The sequence below is a fragment of the Neobacillus sp. plas4 genome (assembly GCF_057221695.1).
In genome coordinates this window covers 2,969,276-2,995,872 of record NZ_CM170152.1, presented here as the reverse complement: position 1 = coordinate 2,995,872, position 26,597 = coordinate 2,969,276, and the positions used below count along the sequence as shown (strand labels likewise).

22 protein-coding genes are annotated in these 26,597 nt (G+C 39.6%); 6 read left to right on the top strand and 16 right to left on the bottom strand.

Translation table 11 applies throughout. The features are described from left to right. The first annotated feature begins 307 nt into the window (after positions 1–307). Genes AC2TFD_RS14885 through AC2TFD_RS14865 form a run of 5 tightly spaced genes read left to right on the top strand, consistent with a single transcriptional unit; the run spans position 308 to position 5,316 of the window. Entirely contained in the window at positions 308–1,177 is an 870-nt protein-coding gene (locus tag AC2TFD_RS14885) for a MurR/RpiR family transcriptional regulator (protein ID WP_484676197.1), read from the top strand. A gap of 5 nt (positions 1,178–1,182) precedes the next feature. Further along, positions 1,183–2,319, top strand: coding sequence for a M20 peptidase aminoacylase family protein (locus AC2TFD_RS14880; RefSeq protein WP_484676196.1), 1,137 nt, complete (start codon positions 1,183–1,185; stop codon positions 2,317–2,319). Then, positions 2,316–3,131 carry a GNAT family N-acetyltransferase gene (locus tag AC2TFD_RS14875; RefSeq protein ID WP_484676195.1) on the top strand — a complete coding sequence of 272 codons (816 nt, stop codon included), beginning with the start codon at positions 2,316–2,318 and terminating at the stop codon, positions 3,129–3,131. Before AC2TFD_RS14880 ends, AC2TFD_RS14875 begins: the two co-directional genes overlap by 4 nt. Further along, entirely contained in the window at positions 3,128–4,234 is a 1,107-nt protein-coding gene (gene menC / locus AC2TFD_RS14870) for an o-succinylbenzoate synthase (protein WP_484676194.1), read from the top strand. The genes AC2TFD_RS14875 and menC overlap by 4 nt, the downstream gene beginning before the upstream one ends. A gap of 14 nt (positions 4,235–4,248) precedes the next feature. Then, on the top strand, positions 4,249–5,316 hold the full coding sequence (locus AC2TFD_RS14865; protein ID WP_484676193.1) for a YkvI family membrane protein: 1,068 nt from the start codon (positions 4,249–4,251) through the stop codon (positions 5,314–5,316). 195 nt (positions 5,317–5,511) lie between these two features. Here the strand turns inward: AC2TFD_RS14865 and AC2TFD_RS14860 are convergent, their stop codons facing one another. Beyond that, positions 5,512–6,579 (bottom strand): M14 family zinc carboxypeptidase, encoded by a 1,068-nt coding sequence (locus AC2TFD_RS14860; RefSeq protein ID WP_484676323.1) that lies wholly within the window; start codon positions 6,577–6,579, stop codon positions 5,512–5,514. A gap of 453 nt (positions 6,580–7,032) precedes the next feature. On the opposite strand from AC2TFD_RS14860, the gene AC2TFD_RS14855 reads away from it, so the two are divergent. Further along, positions 7,033–7,356: a hypothetical protein gene (locus AC2TFD_RS14855; RefSeq protein ID WP_484676192.1), complete on the top strand. Its 324-nt coding sequence runs from the start codon at positions 7,033–7,035 to the stop codon at positions 7,354–7,356. A gap of 498 nt (positions 7,357–7,854) precedes the next feature. Here AC2TFD_RS14855 and AC2TFD_RS14850 read toward each other — a convergent pair whose 3' ends face one another. The 15 genes from AC2TFD_RS14850 to AC2TFD_RS14780 all read right to left on the bottom strand — a co-directional run bounded on the left by AC2TFD_RS14850 (position 7,855) and on the right by AC2TFD_RS14780 (position 26,131). Next, complete coding sequence (locus tag AC2TFD_RS14850; protein ID WP_484676191.1) at positions 7,855–9,315, bottom strand: S8 family serine peptidase; 1,461 nt, start codon at positions 9,313–9,315, stop codon at positions 7,855–7,857. A 308-nt stretch (positions 9,316–9,623) separates the two neighbouring features. Beyond that, a complete protein-coding gene (locus AC2TFD_RS14845) occupies positions 9,624–10,199 on the bottom strand; it encodes a nucleotide exchange factor GrpE (protein WP_484676190.1) in 576 nt (191 codons plus the stop codon). A 517-nt stretch (positions 10,200–10,716) separates the two neighbouring features. Beyond that, entirely contained in the window at positions 10,717–12,366 is a 1,650-nt protein-coding gene (locus AC2TFD_RS14840) for a DUF4127 family protein (RefSeq protein WP_484676189.1), read from the bottom strand. Between the two features lie 23 nt (positions 12,367–12,389). Further along, entirely contained in the window at positions 12,390–13,730 is a 1,341-nt protein-coding gene (locus tag AC2TFD_RS14835; protein WP_484676188.1) for an FAD-dependent oxidoreductase, read from the bottom strand. 24 nt (positions 13,731–13,754) lie between these two features. After that, positions 13,755–14,591, bottom strand: a complete 837-nt coding sequence (locus tag AC2TFD_RS14830; protein ID WP_484676187.1) for a carbohydrate ABC transporter permease — start codon at positions 14,589–14,591, stop codon at positions 13,755–13,757. Beyond that, the gene (locus AC2TFD_RS14825) at positions 14,581–15,408 is read right to left on the bottom strand and encodes a carbohydrate ABC transporter permease (protein ID WP_484676322.1); all 828 of its coding nucleotides are present in this window, start codon (positions 15,406–15,408) and stop codon (positions 14,581–14,583) included. Before AC2TFD_RS14825 ends, AC2TFD_RS14830 begins: the two co-directional genes overlap by 11 nt. A 121-nt stretch (positions 15,409–15,529) precedes the next feature. Next, positions 15,530–16,222: a hypothetical protein gene (locus tag AC2TFD_RS14820; protein ID WP_484676186.1), complete on the bottom strand. Its 693-nt coding sequence runs from the start codon at positions 16,220–16,222 to the stop codon at positions 15,530–15,532. Positions 16,223–16,285: 63 nt separating this feature from the next. Beyond that, positions 16,286–17,566, bottom strand: coding sequence for an ABC transporter substrate-binding protein (locus AC2TFD_RS14815; RefSeq protein WP_484676185.1), 1,281 nt, complete (start codon positions 17,564–17,566; stop codon positions 16,286–16,288). Between the two features lie 99 nt (positions 17,567–17,665). Then, positions 17,666–18,367 (bottom strand): response regulator transcription factor, encoded by a 702-nt coding sequence (locus tag AC2TFD_RS14810; RefSeq protein ID WP_484676184.1) that lies wholly within the window; start codon positions 18,365–18,367, stop codon positions 17,666–17,668. Next, on the bottom strand, positions 18,345–20,177 hold the full coding sequence (locus AC2TFD_RS14805) for a sensor histidine kinase (protein WP_484676183.1): 1,833 nt from the start codon (positions 20,175–20,177) through the stop codon (positions 18,345–18,347). The genes AC2TFD_RS14810 and AC2TFD_RS14805 overlap by 23 nt, the downstream gene beginning before the upstream one ends. 442 nt (positions 20,178–20,619) lie before the next feature. After that, a complete protein-coding gene (locus AC2TFD_RS14800; RefSeq protein WP_484676182.1) occupies positions 20,620–21,645 on the bottom strand; it encodes a PTS sugar transporter subunit IIC in 1,026 nt (341 codons plus the stop codon). Positions 21,646–22,296: 651 nt separating this feature from the next. Beyond that, entirely contained in the window at positions 22,297–22,959 is a 663-nt protein-coding gene (locus AC2TFD_RS14795) for a DUF3995 domain-containing protein (protein WP_484676181.1), read from the bottom strand. 20 nt (positions 22,960–22,979) lie between these two features. Then, positions 22,980–24,062, bottom strand: coding sequence for a hypothetical protein (locus AC2TFD_RS14790; RefSeq protein WP_484676180.1), 1,083 nt, complete (start codon positions 24,060–24,062; stop codon positions 22,980–22,982). Between the two features lie 90 nt (positions 24,063–24,152). Next, entirely contained in the window at positions 24,153–25,460 is a 1,308-nt protein-coding gene (locus tag AC2TFD_RS14785) for a HAMP domain-containing sensor histidine kinase (protein WP_484676179.1), read from the bottom strand. Beyond that, positions 25,457–26,131, bottom strand: a complete 675-nt coding sequence (locus AC2TFD_RS14780) for a response regulator transcription factor (protein ID WP_484676178.1) — start codon at positions 26,129–26,131, stop codon at positions 25,457–25,459. Before AC2TFD_RS14780 ends, AC2TFD_RS14785 begins: the two co-directional genes overlap by 4 nt. Positions 26,132–26,597: the final 466 nt, after the last annotated feature.

The window sequence follows — 26,597 nt, the reverse complement described above, 5'->3', positions numbered from 1 at the left end:
TTATTTTTCCCAGTTTTTTAATTTGTACCCGAATGGGATATATCTTCTAATGTCCATCTACAATACTATGTGCAGATATCTTAGATTCAAATACTTAGACAAATTTTGTAGGTGATTTCAAACCTTTTATAAAGCGGCACCATAGTTCTTTTAAATCGTCGTCGGTGACAGGCACCAAATTTTTATATTCAGCTAATAAGAAATTTCAGAATATTTATTGTCTTTGGGTTTTATTTGTGATAAGGTTATAAACATTAAAAATGAAGTCTAGACTTCATTGGATTACCAATAAAAGGAGAGGCTTCTTTTGGTTGAGACATCTACCATCAAGGATAGGATTGAAATGCGTTTTCATGAACTATCAAAGGGACAGCAAAAAGTGGCAAACTTTGTGTTAAGTAATCCGACATTTATCGGGGTCCATTCTGCGGCTGAAGTTGGAGAGAAAGCTGGGACAAGTGAAACCACGGTGATTCGGTTCTGCTATGCACTCGGACTTGAAGGATACGCCCAGCTGCAAAAAGAAATTACCCTATTGGTTTTTAACCATACAACCAATAGTACGCTTGATACATATGTTTCATCAAAAAAAGAGCTTTTCAATGATCAGAGTCTCATTGAAAAAGCAATGGGCCAAGACAGCTCTAAAATAGTCAGAATTGCTAAACAAATTGAAAAACAAGTGTTTGATGAAGCGACGCGAAAATTACATGAAGCGAAAAATATCTATATTGTTGGTGCAGGTGCCTCACAGTTTGCAGCACAGTGGCTCCATTTTACGATGAATATTCTTCGACCGAATGTGAAGCTCATTCAAACTGAAACAGCAGAACTCATTCGTACGCTGCAAGAAATCGATGAACATTCCGTGGTCGTCGTGATTTCCCAGCACCGTTACTATAAAGAACCGATTCATATCGCTGCAGCACTTCATGGACGGGGTATACCCGTGCTGGCCATTACGGATTCGAGGCTGGCCCCTATACACAAGCATTGTACCTATGCCTTTATACTAGAACAACCGGAGCTGTCGACCATTGATCTTATGCCAGCACTGATTTCCTTTCTAAATTTATTAGTTACAGGAATGATGACATACGATCCACCATACTACAACACGCAACGGGTTAAGTACGATGATTTTCAAAATAGTTTTATAGCAGATCGATGGAGTTGAAAAAGATGACAGATCCACAATTAGCAGAAAGATTACAACCAATTTTCGAGCATTTGCATGAGAATCCCGAGGTCAGCTGGAAGGAGGTTGAAACAACATCTTATATCGCAAACCTCCTCAGGCAAGAAGGGTTTGAACCCCAAACATTTGAACAAATGACGGGGTTATATGTAGACATTGGGAAAGGTACTCCTAAAGTGGGCTTCCGAACGGATATAGATGCTTTATGGCAGGAAGTAGATGGACAGTTCCGCGCCAATCATTCATGTGGACATGACGGACATATGACAATGGCACTCGGCACCATCTTTTTACTAAAAGAACTGGCACCCACTTTGCCTGGAGCAGTCCGAATTATTTTCCAACCCGCAGAGGAAAAGGCGCAAGGTGCGAAGGTGCTTGTTGATGAAGGTGTGGTCGATTCCCTGCAATTTTTATTCGGTACGCATGTCCGCCCTCTTATTGAATTGCAGGACGGGACATACGCGCCGGCATTGCATCACGGGGCAGCGAAGCTTTTTACGGGAACAATTCATGGGTTGGAAGCTCACGGGGCCCGGCCTGAGCAAGGAGTGAACGCGATCGAAGTGGCGGCAGCATTAATCGACGGGCTCAAACGTCTTTGGATTAGCCCTTCACAGTCTGCCTCAATTAAAATGACACAGCTTCAAGCGGGCGGCACGTCAACCAATATTATTCCTGGTACTGCAACCTTTAGTATTGATGCACGTGCTCAAAACAATGAAACGATGGAAGCCTTAACGATTGGATTAGAAAAAGTAGTGGCGGCAGTGAGTACGATGTACGGCGCGTCGATTGATTACCGGGTGGATGCTCATATTGCAGCAGCTCAAGTAGATGACACAGCAAAATCGATTATGAAGCAAGCAATCATCGATGTGGCAGGGAAAGAAAATTGCGCTAAAGAAGTGGTCACACCTGGCGGCGAAGATTTCCACTTTTATGCTTATTCAAAACCACAGCTGCAAACAACGATGCTTGGACTTGGCTGCGGTGTCACACCAGGCCTTCATCATCCACAAATGACATTTAACACAAATCGCCTACCAACTGGTGCTCAAATTATTACAAGAGCATTGGTGCTAGCGCTACAACAAGTAGAAAGAAGCGAAAAGAAATGATTGAAATTCGAGAATTAAAAACAATTGCTGAAATGGAACAAGTTCAAGAGCTTGAATGGAAAGTTTGGGGAATTGAATCGATCCCGACACACCAAACGTTAACCGCTGTAAAAAACGGAGGTATTATGGTCGGTGCCTATGACGGCAAGCAATTAATCGGATTCAGCTACGGATTTGCGGGCTTCCGTGATGGCAAATCCTATTTATGTTCCCATATGCTTGGGATTGACGAAAACTATCGATCACAAGGTATTGGTGAACAATTGAAACGTACCCAGCGTGAAATTGCCATTGCAAAAGGCTATGACAGGATGCACTGGACGTACGACCCGCTTGAAACACGGAACGGATATTTAAACTTAACAAAACTGAATGGTATTTGTGATACCTATGTAGAAAATTGCTATGGTGAAATGCAGGACGGCTTCAATCAAGGATTGCCATCTGACCGCTTTGAACTGCACTGGCATTTAACCAGTCACTATGTGGTTGAAAACCATTTACCAACAATCGTAGGCGCTCTTGCCTTAAATACACTTACATTTAATGAAGAAAACTTACCTGTTTTTATAGCAGGCAAGGAGCAAGAACTTACGCAACCTGCTTATTCCATGGCAGTACCAAAGGATTTCCAATCCTTAAAAGCAGCAAGCCAAGAACTTGCAATGGAGTGGCGTTTGCAGTCACGTGCCCTATTCCAACGATTATTTAATGCAGGATACGCGGCGGTTCGTTTACTGCTATCAGAAACCTATAATGAATACATTTTTGTAAAAAAAGAAACGTTAGCACTTGGAGGACAACCACAATGAAAATTACCGACATTACCATTCGTCATTTACAAATGAAATTAAAAGCACCATTTACAACAAGCTTTGGTACATTTACCGATAAAGACTTTTTATTACTAGAAGCAAAAGATCAACACGGCACAATTGGCTGGGGTGAATCTGTAGCATTCCACTCCCCTTGGTATAACGAAGAAACATTAAAAACAAACTGGCATATGCTGGAGGATTTTTTAATCCCATTAATTTTAAACAAAGAAATTAACCATCCCGATGAAGTAAGTGAATTATTTGCCCCTATTCGGAAAAATAACATGGCAAAATCAACGATTGAAGGTGCCATTTGGGATATTTACGCACAGCAAACCAATCAATCCCTTGCTTCGGCACTTGGCGGGAAAAAGGACAAAATTGAAGTCGGCATCTCTATTGGTATTCAAAAATCCATTGAAGACTTAGTCTCATTAGTGGATGAGTATGTGAAGGAAGGTTACAAACGGATTAAAGTAAAAATAAAGCCAGGCTGGGACGTAGATGTAATGCGTACATTACGAGAAAACTTCCCGAACACAGCGATCATGGCTGACGCAAACTCCGCCTATCGCTTAGAGGATACGGAGCTTTTAAAACAGCTGGATGAATTTGATTTAACGATGATTGAACAACCATTAGCATCAGATGATATTATCGATCATTCCCATTTGCAAAAAGTGGTAAAAACCCCTATTTGCTTAGATGAAAGTATTCACTCTTTAGAGGACGCGCGTAAAGCGGTCGAGCTTGGAAGTACAAAAATTATTAATATTAAAATTGGCCGTGTCGGCGGATTAACAGAAGCGAAGAAAATCCATGATTACTGCGAAGCAAATGACATTCCAGTATGGTGCGGCGGCATGCTCGAATCAGGTATTGGCCGAGCTCACAATGTTGCATTAACAACATTATCAAACTTTATTTTGCCTGGAGACACAGCCAGCTCCAATCGATATTGGGAAAAAGATATTATCCTTCCTGAAGTTACAGCCGTAAACGGTTATATCGAAGTACCTAAAACAGCAGGGATTGGCTATGAGGTTGACCGTGAAGCAGTGGAATCATTTACAGTAGCAAAGAAAAATTACAAATAATAGAGGTGGCTTCGATGAAGAAAAGTTTACAAATCGGTGGAGCTTTCGTCGGTCTAATCGTTGGGGCCGGCTTTGCTTCAGGACAAGAAATTATGCAGTACTTTACAAGCTTTGGCATTTGGGGAACGATTGGCGGCGTGCTGGCTACCCTATTCTTCATGTTTTTAGGTTATACTCTTGCACAGCTAGGGGCTGACTTACAGACAGCATCACATAAAGGTGTTATTTATTATTTAGGTGGCAAATATATCGGATTTATTTTTGACGTACTGATAACATTCTTCTTATTTGGTGTTGCGGTGGTCATGTTCGCAGGCTCTGGTTCAACATTTGAGCAAATGTTCGGAATCGACCCAATGATTGGCAGCATCATAATGGTAGCAGCCACCATCCTTACATTATTATTAAATGTAAAAAATATTATCAATTTAATTGCCATGGTAACACCGTATTTAATGGCTATCATTTTTGTCATTTTAATTTATTCAATTTTCAACATGGACATCTCTTTTGCTGAAGCAGATGCCTTAGCCAAAGAACAAGCTTCAGGAGCATCCAACTGGTTTGTAGGTGCCCTACTCTATGTTTCTTATAATATCGCAGCGGGCTCAGCATTGTTGATTGTGATGGGTGGAACCATTAAAGACCTTAAAGTCGCAGGTATGGGTGGTATCCTTGGCGGTATCATGCTAGGTGCCTTAATAATCTTGATTCATATTGCTATGTTCGTGAAAATAGATGTTGTAAGTGGTGTCGCTATGCCTACACTCGAGCTCGCTAACCAGATTCACCCGGCAGTCGGCATACTGATGGCGATTGCCCTACTTGGTATGATGTACAACACAGCGGTTGGAATGTTCTATGCCTTTACCGTTCGGTTCATTAAACCAGAAAGTAAATCCTTTAAGCCAGCAGTCGTTGTTACCGGTTTAGTCGGTTTCGGTGCAAGTTTTGCAGGATTTACAACACTTGTGGGCAAAGTTTATTCCACCATGGGCTACTTAGGATTTGCTCTCATCATCGCGATTATCATCGCATGGGCTCGGAAAGGAAAAAAACAAAAAGCAGCTATTGCAGCTTAAACACTACAAATGCTTGGTTCTCTTTTACTGGAAACCAAGCATTTTTTCGTGAACCGATTCAAAAAAACCATGGGGACGGTTCTAATGGCTTTAAAAGTAATCATCAACTGTTAATGGGACTGGGACATTAACCCATAATCGAACCATGAGAACCGTCCCTGCGGCATACAAAACGGGTATTTGGGCTCTAAGGTTCTATTCGTCAGCTTCGGCTTCTTCTTCGCCAGGCAGGTTATATTGATTAGGCAGCGTATCCCAGAAGCTTGTGTCCGCCTCTTCAATGGAACCATCCGCAATCGCTCTTACTGTGGAATCCAAAGTAAGGATCGTTTGTTTGATCAGATAGCCATTACTCTTCTGTCCAAGTGCATAAGATTCGATGTAATGGTCGGACATGCCACGCATTTCAAACAGAAGCGTCGAAATGTCATAGCGGACAGCGGCGCCATTTCGTCCGATGTTTTCCCCGCTTCCGCCAACATATTTGCCAATATGTCCCCAGCCAGTGGATTGAAGAGTGTTATATACAATCGCACCCAATTTCTTGGATCCTTCAAGGACTTCTGAATCCACATTAGGGTTGGTCGGATAAAGGATGGATCCGGAAACCAGCTTGTCATCGACCGCACTGCGTGTGCCCTGGTGGTGAAGGTCGATCATATAGTCGATGTGGTACTTTTTGAATACATTTTCATGCAGGTATCTTACTTCAGGTTGCATGGCGCTTACCGCCTTGTCATGCTCGCGGTTTAAGTCGACATTGTTCGCATTATAGCGTGTCAAATGGCGGTCGCCACTGGCCAGGTAATTATCAAGCGAGAAGTTCACATCTCCCATTGCCCCATCGGCATTCAGCATCGGAATGACAAGAATGTTGACATTTTCCAGAACTCCCTTAGTCTTCCCTGTACCGAGATGCTTGATAAATTCAAGCGCGCCTTCGGTTGTCAGCTGCTCGTTCCCGTGCTGCTGGGTAAGGAAAAGGATGGTTGGATTCTCAGGGTTTGAGATATATTTCGCCATGTAAATATCGCGGCCTTTTACCGTTTGGCCAATTACTTCAAGATCCATAGCTTCCTGCTTAGCTTCCTGGACTTTAAGATAATCTACCATGCTGTTATATGTACGGAGAATCGATGTTTGAATGGCGCCATTTCCCGTATTTGGCCCGTTGCCCACCGCACCGGCCGGTAGAGCTACAGTAGTTACTCCTCCCAAAGCCAACAAACTTGACAAAGAGATTGTAAGCACCTTCTTTTTCATATTCATAAACATAACCCTCCTCTGTTTTTTGGTTCATCTATTATTTTAGTTAAGTTCCACCTATATTTTAATAGAGTAGTGTACCTATCATTTAGACAAATTTCGATATACGAAATAGGTTCTTCAGAACTAGTAAGACTCTGAAAAACAGCTGTTAAAGCTCTTTTGTATGTTCTTAATAAGAATCAAAACTATAGTTTTGTTCCATTATCGTAGGTTTCAAGAAGAATGAAATCAACCTCTCCTTGATTTGTATGTCCCTTAAACATGAAACCTGCTTCATTTTAAAAACCATGGGACGGTACTGATGGCTTTAAAAGTAATCATCAACTGTTAATGGGACTGGGACATTAACCCATAATCGAACCATGAGAACCGTCCCTGCGGTATACCTTAATTATCTTGATTCATATTGCCATGTTCGTGAAAATAGATGTTGTAAGTGGTGTCGCTATGCCTACACTTGAACTTGCTAACCAGATTCACCCGGCAGTCGGTGTGCTAATGGCAATTGCCCTACTTGGTATGATGTACAACACAGCAGTTGGAATGTTCTACGCCTTTACCGTTCGGTTCATTAAACCAGAAAGTAAATCATTTAAGCCAGCAGTCGTTGTTACCGGTTTAGTCGGTTTTGGTGCAAGTTTTGCAGGATTTACGACACTTGTCGGGAAGGTTTACTCCACCATGGGCTACTTAGGATTTGCTTTAATCATCGCGATCGTCATCGCATGGGCTCGGAAAGGAAAAAAACAAAAAGCAGCTATTGCAGCTTAAACACTACAAATGCTTGGTTCTCTTTTACTTGAAACCAAGCATTTTTTCGTGAACCGATTCAAACAGCGGTTGTGAAGGCAGCAATGGTTACTGACTGGGCTTAGGTATGATACCGGTTTAAATGCTATATTTGAAAAACTTCAGAGGTACTTTTATTTTCATTCATCTCGGTTATAATAAAAAAAATTAGACATGGTCGAAACATGTCCAATCAAGCAATAGTCGATCCCTCAAAGGGGTCGGCTATTTCGGGGAGATAATTCACCTGAGCCGCTAACTCAAGGGTGGATTATTTTTTTGGGTTAAATGACAGTATGGCTACGATTAAACTAGCAAATGCAATCGTAATCATGAAACTTTCAAAAACTGTCGGCATCACCACTTTCTGTTTGGAGGTGTGCCGACCACCCTTAGAAATACTCTTTAAAAAAACGGGCACATCCCAATATTTAATGAAATGTCCCCGTTTATTAGCTAGATTGTTTTGAACCACAATCCCTATTTCTTGATATTCATCAACGCCCGATAGGCATTAGCTTCCCCTGATCCAAATAAGGCATCTTGGCCAGGTTTTCCGTAGTCAATAGCAGTTTGTTTAATGATGGCTGATACTTGTGATGGCTTTAATTCAGGGTTTGCTGCTTTAATGACACCAGCAATCCCAGCAACTTGAGGAGCCGCCATCGATGTACCTGCGTTATAAGAATAATCCGACCCTAAGTAAGTTGGCCACGTACTAAGGATTAAGTTAGTAAAATCAGCCGTATCTGGATCAAAGGTTTCGGCATATTTTGCACCAAAGTCTCCTCCAGGTGCTGCTACATCAATCGCGCTATTCCCGTAATTAGAGAAAAAGGCAAGTTCCTGTTGAGACCATTTGTTCGAAGCAGATACATTGATCACACCAGGCAATTGTGCCGGTACAACTGTTGTCGGTCCTTGGAGTGAAATTCCGAATGGTTCATAAAGAGTGTTTAAGTAATCCGTAACTTCATTCTTATTATCCAAGTTTAAGCTTTCATTCCCACTTCCCCCTACTACGGTAACGTTGTTCTTTAAGGCGTATTGGATCGCGCGCTTCCACAATAACGTATCTGCCGTTGTTTTATAGGTTTCTCCTTCGATGATTGTTTTCGAAGTATGATAGAGTCTTAGAGACATATTAATGACGTCTACCTCATCATTTGCAGCTGCAATAATGCCATCAATGATAAAGGATGGCAGAGTGAGAGCTAGCTCGGAATAGAATACACGATAGGTACGGATCCCTAGGTCTGGTCCTACCCCTTTGACATTTCCATCTGCCGCAATGATTCCTGACACATGTGTTCCATGCCCATTTCGGTCCACGATGTCATTTGGGTCTCCGGTTTCCGTTTCATCCATTCCTGCAGGGACCAAATTCCGTCCACCAAGAAGATTCTTTTGCAAATCTGGATGAGTTGGGTCAATCCCTGTATCAATAACCCCTACCACCGCTTTATGTACAGTTTCTCCCTCGTCATTTTCATATCCGCCGGTTTCAATTTCATACGATTTCCCATTATTCGTTACTCTTTGCATGTCCCATTGCGCATCCCATAGACTTCCTTGGTTATGGATGTCAGCTGTTTGTGCTAGGTTCGCAATATTTGCCGGTTGGTTTAATGTAAGTGGCAATTCTTTACTGGCAACCTCAATGGATGGCACTTTCTTAAGATTTCGTAGAAATGCAGGGTCATCAGACTGGGCTTGGATTCCTCCCACTTCTGGGAGTACTTTCACCACTTGGCCTCCTGCTTTCCCTATTACTTCTTCATAATCCTTTGGCAGCTCGTTTTTAAATGCAATCACGTACAGATTTTCCCCTGCTGTTTTCGTTCCTTGAATTTCAGCAGCTAAGCTTGATGTCGCACTCCCTGCCACAAATCCGAAACCTAATGTCACAGAAAGCAAGGTTTTTACTAAAACTTTCTTCATGGTCATCCTCCTTTAATTATGGAAATTATCACCATTTTAATTTTAATATAAACTACATTTTTATACCATTTTTGTAAACCAACTTTACAAAAGTTTAATAATTCAATAGAGAGATACATTAATAGAAAATAGGAATTTAAGTTTTCTTTAGAGTGTCCGCTCATTCAACTTTTTCAGTCTATAACAAAAAGAGCTCAAACGAATGAGCTCCTTACCGTAAATTTTTGTAAACTCCAGAAACATGACTTTTTCCACGCTTAATCGTCGTTATAGGGACTGCTCATATATCTTTAATCTCATTATTTAAATCAGTTCATTGAGTTCATTTCTTTTAGCATGAGACTGGAATAAGTTTTACAAAATTGCATGACTGTTCCCACGATCACATCTGAAGCATACTCCATAAAGTTGATCATAAATTCCTTGTTATTCGGATGCAGGAAAGTTCCAATAAACTCAATTACCATGTCGTTAACTAGCTTACTATCACAATAAACCGATTCAGCATGGGTTACTTGCTCTTCTATAGTTGCCCCTTTGTAAACAAGGTCCTTAAATCGAGGCATATTTTGAACAAGGAAATTAGACTCTTTGACTAATTTAGGAACCTCTAACATGGCTTGATGAAAGTTTTCTTGGGTCATGAACTTTTCTTCCTCAATACACAGCCTTAATAAAGAAACCGCACGATTTGTGTTTTCAAATAGAAAGGTAACGTTTCTTAGGAGTGACTCTAGGTATACCTCCTGTGATCCTGCATTTTGTCTCATTTCATCTAATACTTGATTAAGTCTGTTAGAAAGCTCATCCTTTTTCCAATGGGGCTGTTTAATTACAACACTCAAAACCCCTGTGGTATATTTGTTTAACATTTCTTTTGACAAATTTCTTCTCTCCTAAAAAAATCAAAATGATGTAAAAACTTCACTTTCATCATACACCACTTTCTTTTCCTGTTACCATTTATTATTTCAAAATGCCCTATATTTTTCCTTTTACACTGAAGAATTACAATCCTAAATGAATACAGTACAATCCCCAATTGATTAAATAATATTTCAGTAGAAACCAAGCATTTTTATCGTGATTGTATTTGAGAGGAAAGTACTTTTATTTTCATTCATTTGGGTTATTTATTAAAATAAGTATTGAATAATATAAAAAAAGATTGGACATGTGGAAAAATGTCCAATCAAGCAATAGACGATCCCTCAAAGGGGTCGGCAATTTGGTGAGGATAATCCACCTGAGCCGTTAACTCAAGGGTGGATTATATTTTTTGGTTAAATGACATTAATATATAAAATCAATATCGTTAGACATGTTCAAATTTTAGTTGGCCTTGTCTACCGATTTTGTTTACCTAAATACTGTTTTTCCCCCTTTTGCCGGCCTCGTTTATTACTTAAGTTCCAATTCTGGCTCTAATTCAGCCTCAAAGATTCTTGGCCATGGCAGGTTAACATGTACACTTTCTAAAGATGAAATGGTTTTGAAGAAATCCTTATTTCCTCTTGAACCAATGTAAACTTCCTTACCATCAAAATATTGATACCACTTTTCTGTTTCTGCTGTTAGACTTTCTTTAACAAAATTGTTAATTAGGTCGTAATTCACACCTAAATCCCATTCACTTGCACCAATTTGCTGGATATATTTTCTGGCAGCTGGATGAACAACATTTTTATATCCTTGATCTTTTGCAAATCGATGGAGTAAAAATTCAAAGTGGTTTTCAGCAGCTTGCTCATATAAAAGCACACCGAAACCTGACTTTTGCTCTAAAAATGCAGTTCTTGCTGCAGCATGTCCCACTGTTATTCCTAAAGCATTTCCAGCAGTGTTCCACCCACTATAGGATAGGATTTTCGTTAAGTCGACTTTTGCGGCAAGCTCAGTCACGAATGCCTCATCCGCTTTATTGACGATTAAGACATCACCAATGGCTACTTGTTTTCCATTCGATATTAATTCATATGCTCGCATGACAAGTTGAGTAATATCATCTGACCTTTCTGTTGCACCTGCAGATGGAGTATTTAATAATAGGTGGATGTCAGCCTCTTCTTCATTGTCAACAACCCTTCCTCCGGCCGATACGATATGTTTTTGCACATTATAATGGAAGGTTGTATCTTCAAATGGAGCAATCCAATCTTTCCCATGAATACCTCCATATTCAATAAAAAAGGCTGGGGCCGTATGAAACAATTGATTTACAAAGCGGGATACTAAGACAACCCCCACTTCATCTGCTCCAGGGAAGACTGCTACTTGATCCTCTACATTGAGCTGATTGACCTTTTCAAGTAAAAGTTCCCTTTCGGCACGGTGAAGTCCATAAGGTGCCGCATCATCTTGTGCCAATATTAAATGGTCGATATATCCTTCATTAACCCAATCAATCATTAGGTTATTAACCGTGTGATTTCTTGCCCTAGCATTTTTGTAATCTTGTAATACAGTCTCAGGGATAATAGATTCTAATTGATCAAGTCTCGCTCTTCCCTCCATCCCTAAATTAACAACCTTGTCATATAAGATGGCCCATTCACTAATCTGTGAATAATATTTTAAATATTCATCACTGATTGCAGTGACAGCTAATCTTTGAATCGTATCAAAAACATATACAGGTTTTTCAGGGTACAATTGTTTCAATTGTTTTATCACCTGAATATCTTCAATTGCTTCTTCAATAGATTTGACACCCGTCCGGGATGCTACTAAGCCACCGTATGCAAGCATACTTGTTGAAATAACAAATCCATCAGCTTGATCACCATTCTCTAACAGCCATTTACCAATCTCCTCACCATTTCCTGGCTGAGTGAACAATCCTATCATTTCTTTCGGAGGTGTAATCACCTCTACACCTGCAGCTGCTCCAACCTCTGTAGGAAAATATACATTTGCTGGTCTGTCATCTAATGGAACTAGTAGAATTGTAGCTAAATCTTTCTTTTTTCCCTCTGCATTAACCATCCCTATAGTGCTGAATATAAGGAGCACAGTAAGACAAACGGTAAAGATTTTTCTCAATTGATTCATGATTTTCCTCCTTTAAAGTATCCTTAAATTACTACCCCGTTCTCTACCAAAATGGCCTGAAGTTTTTTGATATCCAAATCCTTTGGTGCAACATCATTGGTAATCGAAAGTGCTGCGGCGGTTCCAGCTGCCTGCCCAGTTGCCATTGCACTCGGAGTGAGCCGTGTTGTAGCCAATGCCTCATGGGTAGTAGATATACAGCGACCTGCGACTAATAGGTTATCAATAAGTTTAGGAATGAGACATCGATAAGGGATACCATAGCTTCCATCTCCCTCAATATCATTTGCTTGAACACCTTTACCAGTTGGGTCATGAATATCAATCGGGTAACCACTGAGAGCAATCGTATCATCGAATTTCTTTCCAGCGACCACATCCTCGATTGTAAGTACATATTGCCCATCAATCCGCCTTGTTTCACGTATCCCAATTTGAGAGCCCACCGCTGAGACTGAGGCCTTTTCGAAGCCCGGAATCTTCTGCTGTAAAAACTCAGCCATCATTAACACTTGCTTCCTGCCTTCTTTTTCAGCTTTTGATAAATCAAATACATCTGTTCCATCTAGGCCTTGAACACGGGTGCAATTAACGAGAACCTCATCTTCTTCAGGACCAGCAAAAAAGAGAACTTGATCCCGGTTGATGGGTACACTGGATTCGTTCCATTCTTTATAAAATCCCTGTACTCCTGTGAGGGGTATATCATCCAATTCAGCAATGAGGGTTTTTTTGTAGAAATTACTTGGATTCGTCTTCATCGCTTCTTTTACCTTTGAAAGGTCAACGCCCCTCATCCGAAATTTCATCGTCATCGGCTGAGTGTTATGATCGCCGTCCCTCCCTTTTAAACAAGGAGCTCCCGCTAAAAAAGCTATATCTGCATCACCAGTAGTATCAACAAATCGTTTTGCCGAAACTCGTATCGGCCCGGATTTCGTTGTTAGATTAATAGATGTAATCTGATTCCCCACCACCTCCACCTTATCTACAAAGCTATGAACAAGGACTTCGACGCCTGCTTCTTCTAGCATTTCTACTGCTAACAGCTTATATTTTTCTGGATGATAGGGGGTCAGCGTGTTGGTAAACCCTACGGTATCGCGTAAATGGCCCGGTGAACCCCCCTGGTCCATTAATCTTTCAACGATTTCCTGTGCAATCCCTTTTATAACTTGTTTTCCTGATTCTGTATGGAAGGTCATCCAAGGATAAACAAGTGCGATTGTGGACATCCCTCCTAAAAATCCATATCTTTCAATCAGAAGTGTTTTTGCTCCTGTTCTACCTGAAGCAATGGCTGCATTTATCCCGGCAGGACCGCCTCCTGCAACTACGACATCAAATTCTAGTTCTCTCTTCAAAATAGACACATCCTTTTTTATTTGTTACTTTCCACCCGTCATGGCTACACCTTCAATAAATTGCTTTTGTGCAAAGAAGAAGATGATTAATAATGGAACGGTTGCCATAACCGACGCACTCATCAGCAGCTCCCATTTCGTCCCTACCTCGTCAGTGAATAAGGCCAATGCGAGCGGCAGAGTCATAAGTTCCTTTGAATTAATGTAAATAAGCGGTTCATAAAATTCATTCCAGCTTGTTAAAAAGGTAAAGATTGTGAGTGTGGCAACGGCTGGTTTTGCTAACGGAAGCATGATATTCCAATAAATCCTGAAATACGAACAACCATCTAATTTCGCAGCCTCTTCCAGTTCTGTTGGTACTAATAAGAAAAATTGCCGCATAACGAAAACACCAAACACACCGGCCGGACCTAAAATCGGGATTGCGATTAACGGAACATGTGTATTGATTAAACCTAAATCTCTCATAAATAAGAAAAGAGGGATAGTGATAACCTCAACCGGGATCATCATAGTGCTTAACAAGCATAGAAATAGGATGGAACTACCCTTGAATTTTAGCTTCGCAAAGGCATAGCCTGCTAATGAACCAAGAAAAATGGTTCCAGCTGTTACTAAAATAGCAATATATAAGCTATTAAAATAGAAAAGGTGAAAAGGTGTTGATTCTAACACCTGTAGATAGTTTTCCCACTTAAACGGATTAGGGATGAATTGAAAAACAAAGATTTTCGTTGAATCCTTGAATGACGTATTTATCATCCATAAAAACGGGACAATCATCACGATAGAAATGAATGACAGCACACCGTAAAATAATACCTTCGTAAAAACTCCATTTTTCTTTTTATTCTTCATGGAAAACCCACCTTTTTCTAGCAGTCCATTGAACGACAGTAAAAACTAAGATAATCACAAATAAAACTAGTGCAATTGCTGAGGCATAGCCAAAGTCGAATAGTTTAAATGCATTTTCCCAAATATAGTAAACTAATACCTTCGTATGATTTCCTGGACCACCGTTGGTCATGACATAGATTTGACCAAACACCTTCATGGAACCAATAATGGTTAAGATTAAGGTTAAAAATACAGTAGGTGTAATCATTGGAAGGGTCACATGCCAAAATTGTCTAAGCTTATTTGCACCATCTAGATAGGAGGCTTCATAAAGATTCTTGTCTACCTGCTGAAGGGCCGCTAGGAACAGAACCATATTTAACCCAACATTTTTCAAAGCACTGACGACAATAACTGCCCCCATAGCTAAATCTGGATCATAAAGCCAGGCAGGTCCGTCAATCCCAATGGCAGCAAGTACTTGATTAATAAAGCCTTCCTCGGTTCCAAACATATATTTCCAAATAATCGACCAAACAACAATAGATGTCATAACTGGAATAAAGATCGCTGTTCGAAATAATCCAATACCAGGTAAATTTCTCTGAAGTAATAGGGCCAATAAAAGGGCAAGAACGATATTGATCGGCACTAATCCAGCTGCAAAAATAAGAGTATTTTTCAATACAACCCAAAAATCAGGATCATTTACTAATCGCTGATAGTTTTCTGTCCCAATAAAATTGGGATCACCGAGCAGCTGCCAATCTGTCAAACTCATATAAATCGAATAGATAAGTGGAAAAAGCATTACCACCAGAAAGCCCATCACCATGGGGCTGACAAATAAGTAGCCGTAAAAGGCTTCACTGCCAATAAATTTTTTTTGCTTTTTAGCACCCTTTAAGGGCGGACGTTTCGCTGCTTCAATCTTTGCTTCCACCTTCCAACCCCCTTTACAATAAATCGATTGCTTGTCGAAATGAAGTGATTTCCGATTGAATACTATCCTCGGTGTGTCCAATTACAATAGCACCAAGCATGACTGCTTTCACTCCTGCCTTCGCTAATAATGGAATATCAGATGGTACTAGCTTTCGTTGTGAAGGAACGAGAACAGGCACATCTACATGGTGGACAAGCGAGTTATAGGCAAGTACATCCTTTAAGGTCAGGGGCGTCCCGTATTGCTCTCCTGGAATGATTGATGCTTCTAATGCTGAAACACCTAGGTGTCCTACATTACCTATGGAATTAATATTATAGTCACTTGTAATCGCGAACGTTTTCTCAATCTTATTCAGACTGAGCATCCAGCTTGGGTGATGATGGGCATAGATGGAATAGAAATTGAAGCCAAGGCCAATTAATTTCTCCATTTCCCCTTGTTTTATATCTTCAAAAGACCCACCTGGGACGATGCCTAGTGGTCCAGAAAATTCATCTCTAATCTTGCGAAATATATCAAAATAGGATTCAACGTAGGTAAAATGATTACCGGATGCTCGGTGCTCTACATTCACATGTAACTTAATAGCGTCCACTCCTGCATGGATTGCCGCCTTTGCCAGTTCTACTCGGTTTTCTGGTAAACTCACGATTAATGTCATTTTGTTTTCTTTGAGCTTTTGTACAATTGATGTGGTCACAGTCTTTCACCCCTGTAAAAGGTATGCGGTTAAGCCTATTCAGGTTTAACCGCATCTTCTTGATTATTTTAATATAGGATTTATTTTCTCTTCCATGCCTTTTAAGATATCTTCAGGCTTTTTCAATTGACCAAATAATTCATCGAAACCAAATTGAATGGCCGTATCAATTTTTTGCCACTCTATATGCCCAGCTTGCAAACGGGCATTATCCATTTCATCAATCACTGCACGTTTAATACTTTCTGCCGGCGGGTTATTAGGCTGATTTACAAACGCCTCAGAGCTTAGTACAGATTCCCGTGGCGGTACGAAGAATGTTGAAGTAGCTGTAATTCCCTCTTGACTTGTAAAGAATTTAAGAAGTTCTTTTGCTTCTTCCGGATGTTTTGAATCCTTAAATAATCCATATCCTGCTTGACCAAGCATTGGATATCTGCCTTTAGAACCTTCTGGAAGTGGTGCAATATCCCACTTAAAATCCTTTACATTTCGAGCAGCTGACACATAACTATATACATCAAAAAACATCCCAATTTTTCCTGAGTCGAAGCTCACTTGCTCACCTGCTTTTGGATGCGAAGAATCCTTAAACATCATGCGATCAAGCATATTTAATGTTTCTACACCTTCTGGGCTGTTCCAAGTAAATTTACTTTGATCTTTATTTAATAAATCCCCGCCATTGCTCCAGGTATGTGAAAGTAAAGATATCCAAGTATTCCAATCACGGAAGAAGTTTGCACCATAGACACCCTCAGCTGAAATCGCCTTAGCTGATTTTTCAAACTGCTCCCAATTCCATGTTCCGGCTGCTACGTGTTCATTAGGAGTTTTTTCACCCGCTTTTTTAAATAGATCTTCGTTATAGAACATAACCATTGGCGGCGTGGAGAATGGAATTCCATATAATTTACTATCCTTCTCGAATAAATCTAGTGTTGATGGAAAAAAGTCATCCATGTTATAGTCTTTATCCTCTTTAAAGGATGAAACATCTTCTAAAAGTCCATTTTCCATAAATTGAGGTACCATCCGCTCCGCAACCCAACCAACATCAGGCAGTTCCCTGCCAGCTGCTAAAACCGTAATTTTTTGTTGATAATCTGGAAATGGTACACTTTCCATCGTCACCTTTATATTCGGGTGAGTTTCATTAAATTTTGCGATTAAATTGTTGTATACTTCCTGATGCGCTTCATTTCCCCACATCAAAAAGGTCAACTCTACTTCTTCATCTTTTGATTCCTTATCCTTTGGTTCCGTGCCAGCGTCATTGCTGCAAGCAGCTGTAAACGCTAACAAAATAAGTATTAAAAAAATTAGTCTAATCTTTTTCTTCATGTATAACCCTCCTTTGACTTTCATTTTAGGGCAGTTGCGTAGGTAAAAATATCCCTTCAAAAAGAGAAATAGTTCGTTATTCATAGATTCTTTCAAATGTTACGAATATTTTCGGTAGTGTATAGGAGTCATTCCGGTCTCCTGCTTAAAAACCATCATAAAGTGCTTGGGGCTTTTATATCCTGAAAGCTGTGCCACCTCGTATACCTTTAAATTCGTCCTTGTTAATAATTGCTTCGCCCGCTTTAATCGTTCCTCGGTAATATACTCCGTAAAAGTTTTGTTAAGCTCTGACTTAAATAATTGCCCCACATATTGAGGATTCAGATATACGTAATCTGCTATATGTTTTAAGGTAATTTCATTACTTAACTTGTCATCTATGTACTGAAGGATTTTCTGAAATTGTTTGGATGTATCTATTTTTTCTTCCGAATCAGCCTTAAATAATCTTGATATCGCCTCAGATAACTCAACGCGATTAATCGGTTTTAAGAGATAGTCAGTGACCCCGTATCGCATCGCAGTCCGTGCGTATTCAAAGTCACTATGACCGCTTAGGATAATGATGGGTACATCTTTGGAAACCTGTTTTACTTTTGATACAAAAGTAAGCCCATCCATTCCTCCCATGCGAATATCTGTAATAATTAAATGCGGTATTCTTTGGTGAAAAAGGGATACCCCTTCCTCACCGCTTTTTGCTTCGATAACCTGATATCCGCCAATGACCTGCTCTAGTAATACCTTAAGACCTTGTCTGATTATCGCTTCATCCTCAACCACTAATATTTCTTTCACGATCAGCTTCCTCCTTCGTTTGAATGGGTAATGTTAACGTAACAGAAAATCCATTTTGTTCTTGACTATCTATCTTAATTCCATATTGTTTTCCATATAATAGCTGAAGCCGCTCATGCGCATTTGATAAAGCAATCCCATTATGTTTATCGGAGGAGGTAGTATTGTGGTTTTTTATAAGATTCTTCAGCTTTGCTAATTGCTGTGCGGTAACACCTTTTCCGTTATCACAAATGGTAATATTAAGAAGCGGTCCTACTCTATGAGCATTGATAGAAATGGTTCCGCCTTGCTGAAAACCCCCATGGAGAATAGCATTCTCAACGAATGGCTGCAAGATAAGTTTTGGCAGGTATACATGAAGGACGGCTGGTTCAAAGTCCTCATGATACTGAAGATTTTCCCCCATCCTTACCCTTTGAATCGCCACATAGGAGCGAATAAAAGATAACTCAGCCTCTAATGTAACAATTTTTGATGAATTATCAATGGTATATCGAAGCAGCTTGCCGAGTGATGAAACCATATCAGAAACATCAAAATTCCCCTTTGTGATTGCCAGCATATTAATTGATTCTAAGGTGTTATAAAGAAAGTGCGGGTTCATTTGACTTTGCAGTGCTCTGACTTCAGCCTCTTTTTCTCGCAAACTAGTTTTGTAAACCTCCGAAACGAGACGATCAATTTCATTAATCATATGATTAAAGCCTTTACCAAGTTCTCCGATTTCGTCATTGGAAGTAATCGAAACTCGCTGTCCTAGATTCCCTTTTTCAACATTTTTCATCGCTCGCCTTAGTTTGTGAATCGATTCCACCAGCGGCTTCGAGAGCAAAAATCCTAATAAAAACGAGATTAGAATTCCCATGAAAACAACTAAAATCATCACTTTCCGTAAATGATTTACTTCACTAAATACACTCGAACGGGGAGTCAGCATGATGGTTTTGACTCCGGAATAGTTCGATTGATTATAGACCATCATATATTCCGTGCCATCAATGGGGATATTGGTATAATTGTTCACCTTGATATTTTCCAGGTCTTCCAGAAAGGACGATTCAATAATTTTATCTTCCTTATTTGGGTAAATGAATTGGTTATCCTTATCTAAGATAAAAATATGACTCTTCTCATTTGAATTACTCACAATCTCTTGGATTAATTCTTGCTTTAAATCGATTTTGATAATCCCTAGCGGTCCAAAGGAGGAGGGATCACGAATGAGCCTGGAAACAGAAAACACAGAGGTATCTTTATTTAAATAATAAAATGGTTTATGTAGTGGAAGTAATACCCAGTCCCCATCTGCCTCCTTAATCTCATTGATCCAATCATTTTCGGTTTCAAATACTTTCAGCATCACTGTATTCGAATCTAAATTACTAAAGATTGTTCCATCATTGGCCATAATATGTATTCCTTTAATTTCATTTCTCATATGTATCAAACTAGAAATATATCTCCACATTGGGACTCTTTCGGCTGCAGGAGGAAAAGTAGTCCCCTCTCCCTGTTCTTGATGAGATTTTAAAATATCTAATACCTCCTGGTCATACAAAGGTGACAATGACATAATTTGCATTTCTCGTAAATATCGATTTAAATTCTGATTAATTTGATCAGCCAATTGAATCTGGTATTCCTCTGTTCGATCCCGACTAGATTTAGAAAATTGATAGTACGTAATACTTCCGAGAATCGTAGCAGTAAGTAAAATAAGCAGGGAAAAAACAAGTATTAACTTGGCCCTGTAAGGGAGGGAAAATAAGTATTTTTTGATAATTTGATTGTTTCTCCTTCTATTCATCGACTTCTCCTATTTATGTAATAACTATAGCTTACTACTTTTTTTATCAGATTCTTTAATTAATTTTTTAAAAATTCTATTTGACATACCATAGTTATTTTTTCCAACATAGCTTTAGATACTTATTGGAAGATAAGCATGTCTGAAGGGCCAGGACCCTTAATAGTAAGATTTGAATAAATGAAAAAAGACCCAACATACATCCATATGTCCGGTCCAGTACTAGTCGATTCTGATCGTTCACCTATATCTTTTTAATTAGCATAACATTATTCTTCTATAATATAACAAATAACCAGACGCATAAATGATGCCTTTGGCGTCTCTGTATTATATCCATATTTAAAACCTTGGAATTATACAATTGGTATACGAGAATAATGCAAATAACGCAAAAAAAACTGGGTAGAATAAGGAATCTTCCTTTTCACCCAGTTTTATTTTATTGCAATTCCATTTTTAAGTCAGCTGCTTTTGTCCAGCCAATTACTTTTAAACCATGATAGATAGCCAGAGTAATGATAATTGGCAGGATGATCCCCACAGCGATGTAAATTGATAATACAATAGGACCCTGTTCAGCTAAAATATTGATCGGTGCGATTAATGAATTAAGACCAAGGCCTGCTAATTTATATGGAACTTGAAAATCAAAAATCAATGTTGCAATTGGAGCACATATGACCGCAGCGATAAACGGTGGAATGGCAAGCCGTGGATTTTTGATTAAGTTCGGAAATTGTACTTTAGGTGTAATTAAAGATTGTGCAATGTTCGCCCCCGCGTCATTTTGTCTAAATGACATGGCAGTGAATCCAGCAAATTGAACGGTACAACCAATTAAAGCTGCTGCACTTGACACAGGATCGAGCTGTAAGGCAATCGCAATGGCAGCAGAAGATGCTGGCGACATTAGAAAAATACTCCAAACAAGAGCGATGACCATAGGTCCAATAATAGGAGAACCAGCAACAGATGTAGCGATTTGTGCGCTTAGCCATTCTAGCAACGGAGTGGTAATCATGGATAAAAATACTCCCGAGATACCTCCTACAAAAATAGCCGCAAAAGGTATGGCCATCATATCAAGTTTCGTTTTTCCTGCAACACGCTTCCCTACCCACGTAGCAATAACGGCAGCCATAACTGCACTTAAAGGTTGTCCTGTTACTAATGTAGCACCATGTTCAGTCATCTGAACAGCGCTTGCTCCTACGGTAGAACTGGCCATTGCACTGAAAATGACTAGTGTATTACCTCCAAGCTGATACGCAATGCCTGCTCCAAGAGCTGGAGCTAACATGAGCTGTGCCGAAACTCCAATTATCGTAAAGCCATCCCAACCTGTAAATGTTCCTAGTGATTCCATAAGGAGACCAATTCCAAGTGTAACTAAAACGGCATTCGCAAGTCCTTGTGAAGCTTTATACATTCGGTCAATCAAATATTTCTTCGTTGCTTTTTTCATTGTGTAATCCTCCTGATGTGATAATTCCTAAATTTTCAATTAATTTATAGTAAAGAAACTTTCTTCAGCAAATGAGTTTTAGTCATCGTACGATTACTGGTTATTGTATTTGATTTGCTATGAATCTTTGTATCATTACTAGTTTATTGAATCTAGAATTTTCCTTCTCGATTAATTGTTATAATAGTATAATTATTTTCAGATAGTGTCAACAATTACATCTATTCTGAAATTTTAAAAACGCTTTCATTTAAGGAATCTAAAGAATAAGTAAAGTCATCCTTATTTAGGGAAGAACAGATGGTATATTATTTAATTATAATTTTTCTTTTTTATCATGGTAGGTAATTAATAGTCTGATTACAGCCATAAGAATGTACCACTTCTGCCTTGTTTTTCACCAGCGATTGTCACAAGGTTTACCACTTGTTTCCAATGCGTTTTCTAATGGAGTAAGTTCAAGAAAAATTAAACTACAACGTGAAGAATTTTTAGAGATAATAAAAGTCTAATTCCTCCACATTTTAAAAAAAGGCAAGATAAATATAAAATGAGAAGAGACCAGCAAATCTTTATTTGCTGGTCCTCCTCTCACACTTTTTCCCTAATAATTTCCAATTGTTAGAATTCATATTAAGAAATATATCCCCTTTATGAAAGTTTAAAAATGATATAGAATACACAAAACGCCGTTAGTAGGAAGACGGAAATTAAATAAATGACTATGCTCTTTCTAAATGTAGAAAGTGAAATGCCAGAAGCTTGCGCATAATGGGACGCTGTTAAGCCGGACAAAATGCCCATGATAACAAACCATGGCTCATAAAATAAAAGACTCCATAACGCCAAGCTTTGTTCATCAAGTGAAATCCAGCCAGTGAAATGAATTGTAATGACATCTACTAGAAAAAGGGCTTTTGTAATGATCCCGCTGATTCCATGTGCAATCAAGTAGGCAGTACAGGTAAGGGTAGGGATTAATATGATGAGACGGTGGACGTTTCTTCCTCCAATTAATGGCACCCATGTCGGTATGACTCTTCCCCACGGCTTGACAAGAATAATTAAGATGAATCCACAGGTTAAGATTAATACTCCGGCAATGTAGCTTCCCATGTAGATCAATTTAGGATCTTCAAACTGGCCAGGAAGGCCTAAAGTTCCACCTGCGGCTTGATAAAATCGGACGAAAATGGCATACATTACTGCCCAAAAGCAACCGAGGTAAGCTGGCCAGACCGCTTTCTTCGTCAATCGTTCAAATTCATTCAACCTTTCCGGTTGAGCCTCCACAATTTTTGTTTTTTCATTCATGTTTACAATTCCCCCTTATTTTAACCTTTTCCACAACAGGAACATTGACCACGCCGACGATAATAGTAGGAGATCACCGCCAGCCCAAGAGCCGCTCCCCATGGTCCCCAAAAAATCATTGGTCCCACAATCCCCCAGTCCTGACTGATTAAGAGATTGTCGACTGGCATAAGGTGAAGTGTTTCAGCGATGAAACTGAAAGTAAAGACAAGACCTGCTGCGGTTACAGCGATGGCAACAATAGAAGCAGGTATGACTGCAAGCATGATGGGTACTCTTTTGCCGCCAATGAACGGGACCCACTTCGGGAAGACTTCACCCCATTTTTGAATCATACCGAGTGTAAGGAGTCCCCCGCCGATACAAAGAGATCCAAAAACCCATTCCGTTATATGTGCCATCGGATTAGAATTCGAAAAATCTCTAAAGAGTTGCGGGTCTATTCCTAAAGGAATATCAAGTGCCCACGCGAAACGAACAATGGCGTAGGGAACGGGCGCTAGGGCCGCGATAACGGTTAATAAACGCCCCCACCGAACCAAGAAAAAGGGTTCTTCGTTTTTATTACGCCCGCAATATTCACATGCATGTCGAGTTTTTCTTTGGTAGACAATAACGGTCATCATCCATAGAAGCGCGCCAATAATACAAATGATTTGGTTCAATATTTGCCAGCTGAAGGCGAATTTAAATAAAAATACGTAAGCCATAGCAGCAATTAACTTGGTATCTGGAATAAAAAGGAGCAGAGTAACAGAGAACCCCCATGAATAGGCAATAACAAACCACCGAGAAAAAGACTCAGGTTTTGATTTTTGCATGACAAGACCTACTCCAATGCCAATGAGACATAGAGTAACAAAAACAATACAGCCCACTTTTGCTGGAAGGAAGGTAACCATAGCGGCTCCTATACCGTCATTTTTAAAAGGATATCCAGCTCCACCAAATAACCAATAAAGGTGTAATGCTCCATACAGCGCTGACCAAACAATCGAAGCGTATCCAATCCATGAGGGCCAACGGTTAAATTGTGTTTTAGTATCTTTATTCAGTAGAGGCGATGTGCTATTCAAAGTAATCATCCTTTCTTTTTTTATCAAATTAAAATCCCCACTTTCATCCTAATCAGCAAAGGTTAAAATGAAGGTGGGGTTTCGTTTAAATTTTGTTTAATTCGGGATTTTCTTTTTCTATTTATTATTTTTCGTACAGATATATTTGCACACCCTTTGTTGTAGTGACACGATGGAGAGGCCGATGCCGGCGCCCTTTTTGTCTGTTATTACTTCCAAGCCAGGGCCTCTGTCTTCAATCAGAATGGCTGCTTTCCCTTCATAATCCACGATTCGGACACCGACATACCGCCCGGAATTAGCGTGCCTTATCACGTTTTGTAATAGATTATCTACGATGCGCATGAACCAATGGGGATCGATATTCCAGATCAAAGTCTTTTCGGGCAGATAAACATCCACTTTAAAGCCCTCTTTCTCAAATACGGGATACCATCCTGCCATTGATTCACGAATGAACCGTATAATATCAGTTTCTTTTATTTGCAATGTGTATTTTCCGGCTGATAATAACGTGTAGGAAAGGAGATTTTCAAGAAGGTGACTTAAGAGATCTACCTTGTTTTCAATTAAATGAAGTGAATCTTTCCCTTTGGACGATAAAGATTCTTTTTGTAATGAAAAGGTATGCCCACGAATGGCTGTGAGAGGTGTTCGTAAATCATGGGATATACTGGCAATCAGCTGTTTGCGCAGTGTTTCTTCTTCTCGTTCGTGCTGCCTGCTTTTTATCAGTTCATCGATCATATGATTAAACGCTTTGCCCAATTCACTGATTTCGTCTTTTTTGTTGATAACGATCTTTTCGGGAATCCCGTTTTCCTTCGTTTCCGTCATGGCGGTTTGGAGATGAACGAGCCGTTTCCGTATCTTGAAGAAAAATAACCAAGAGACAAATAGAAAGAGGCCTAATACGAGAAAAGTATATACCGCCAGCAACTTGTCATCGATAATAGAAAGGGTCGGAAGTTTTGTAACGGAGGGCGGTATTTGGAAAACCATAAACCCGCTGCTCTGTTTTCCGCCAATAAAAGACACAAAGGTAATGGGAACTTCATCGCTTTGATTCATAAACTCAATACTGTTCTCTAAGGTCCATTGAGCCGGAATATTCTTTTGTTCGGAAAGTACCAGTTTGGTTTTGCCGGCCCCGTCCACCCAGAACATCGAAGCGAGCGGATATTGTTCCTTTACTGTTTGTAGATTCTGATTTACCTGCTCTGGAGTGGCTCCATCCAGCTTTGCCGCTTCATGATGCCACATTTTCTTTAATTTGTTCGTATCCATATACTGAGCTTTTTGTGGAAAATCCTTGTCCAGAAGATAGGAAGGTATGAAATAGGCAGGTAAAACAAACGGCCATATGATAAGTGCTACCATAATGATTAGTAAATATCTAGCCAACAGAGAATGTCGAAATTTCATTGCTTCACCCGATATCCGATTCCCCGGATGGTTTCAATAATTTGCGGGTGGCTCGGATTTTCCTCTATTTTTTCGCGTAAATGGCGAATATGGACCATTAACGTTTTATCTCCGGCTATATAGGGATTTTCCCATACCGCTTCGTAGATTTGTTCTTTTGTCAGAATTTGATTCGGATGACGAAGCAAATAAGTGAAAATTTGAAATTGCTTTGCCGTTAGGGCGATTTCATTATTCGTTCTTGTATCGACAATGCGGTTTTGATCTAAATAAATGCTAAGATGTGAAAGTTGAATGAGCGATGGTGACATCTTTCCAAACCGTCTTAACAGCACTTCCACACGTGCAGCCAATTCATCAGGATGAAATGGTTTCGTCACATAATCGTCGGCAAAATGAAGACCTTGCAATTTATCGTCAATAGAGGTTCTAGCAGAAAGCATAAGAATCGGTGTCACTGGATATTCTTTTTTTAAACGCTGGCCTATGGAGAATCCATCCAAACCAGGAAGCATAATGTCAAGGATTACTAGGTCGATCCCCTCCATACGATCGCGCACGCCATCCCCAGAAGTAAGCCAGATCACATGATAGCCCCGTCCAGTTAAATCTTCGCTGACCCAAGCGCCGATTTCCTTATCGTCTTCAATGTACAAAAGTTTATTTTTCATTTTCCCCCACCCAATGGATTTTTCAATTCATTTTGCTTTATTAGTGGATAATACGATTAAACAAATTGCTTCTTCATGACGCATTACGAGCTGTATTTTCTGGTTTAATGGATGATTTTCCACCTGGTTCTTTGTTTTCAGTAACATATGAAATGGTATGTTGTCTTGATTATTATGATTCAATAATAATCCATTCCACGCTTAAGTTGGATTTTCCTTCTTCGACTACTAATGCTACCTTTAATGATGTAAAAATGCTGTTTCGATTGCTACTAAATTAGAATGAAGGTCAGTCTTTTACCAGTATGGAAAAAATGCTACTCAAAGTTTGTATCCTGCGGTTAATCAAACTTTTCTACGAATCCAACGCATGACCTAATAAAATTAGTATAAAGAGAAATTTCGAGGAAACTTTCGAGAAATTATAACAGATGTATTTAAGTCTCGTTTTATTACTAAATAGATG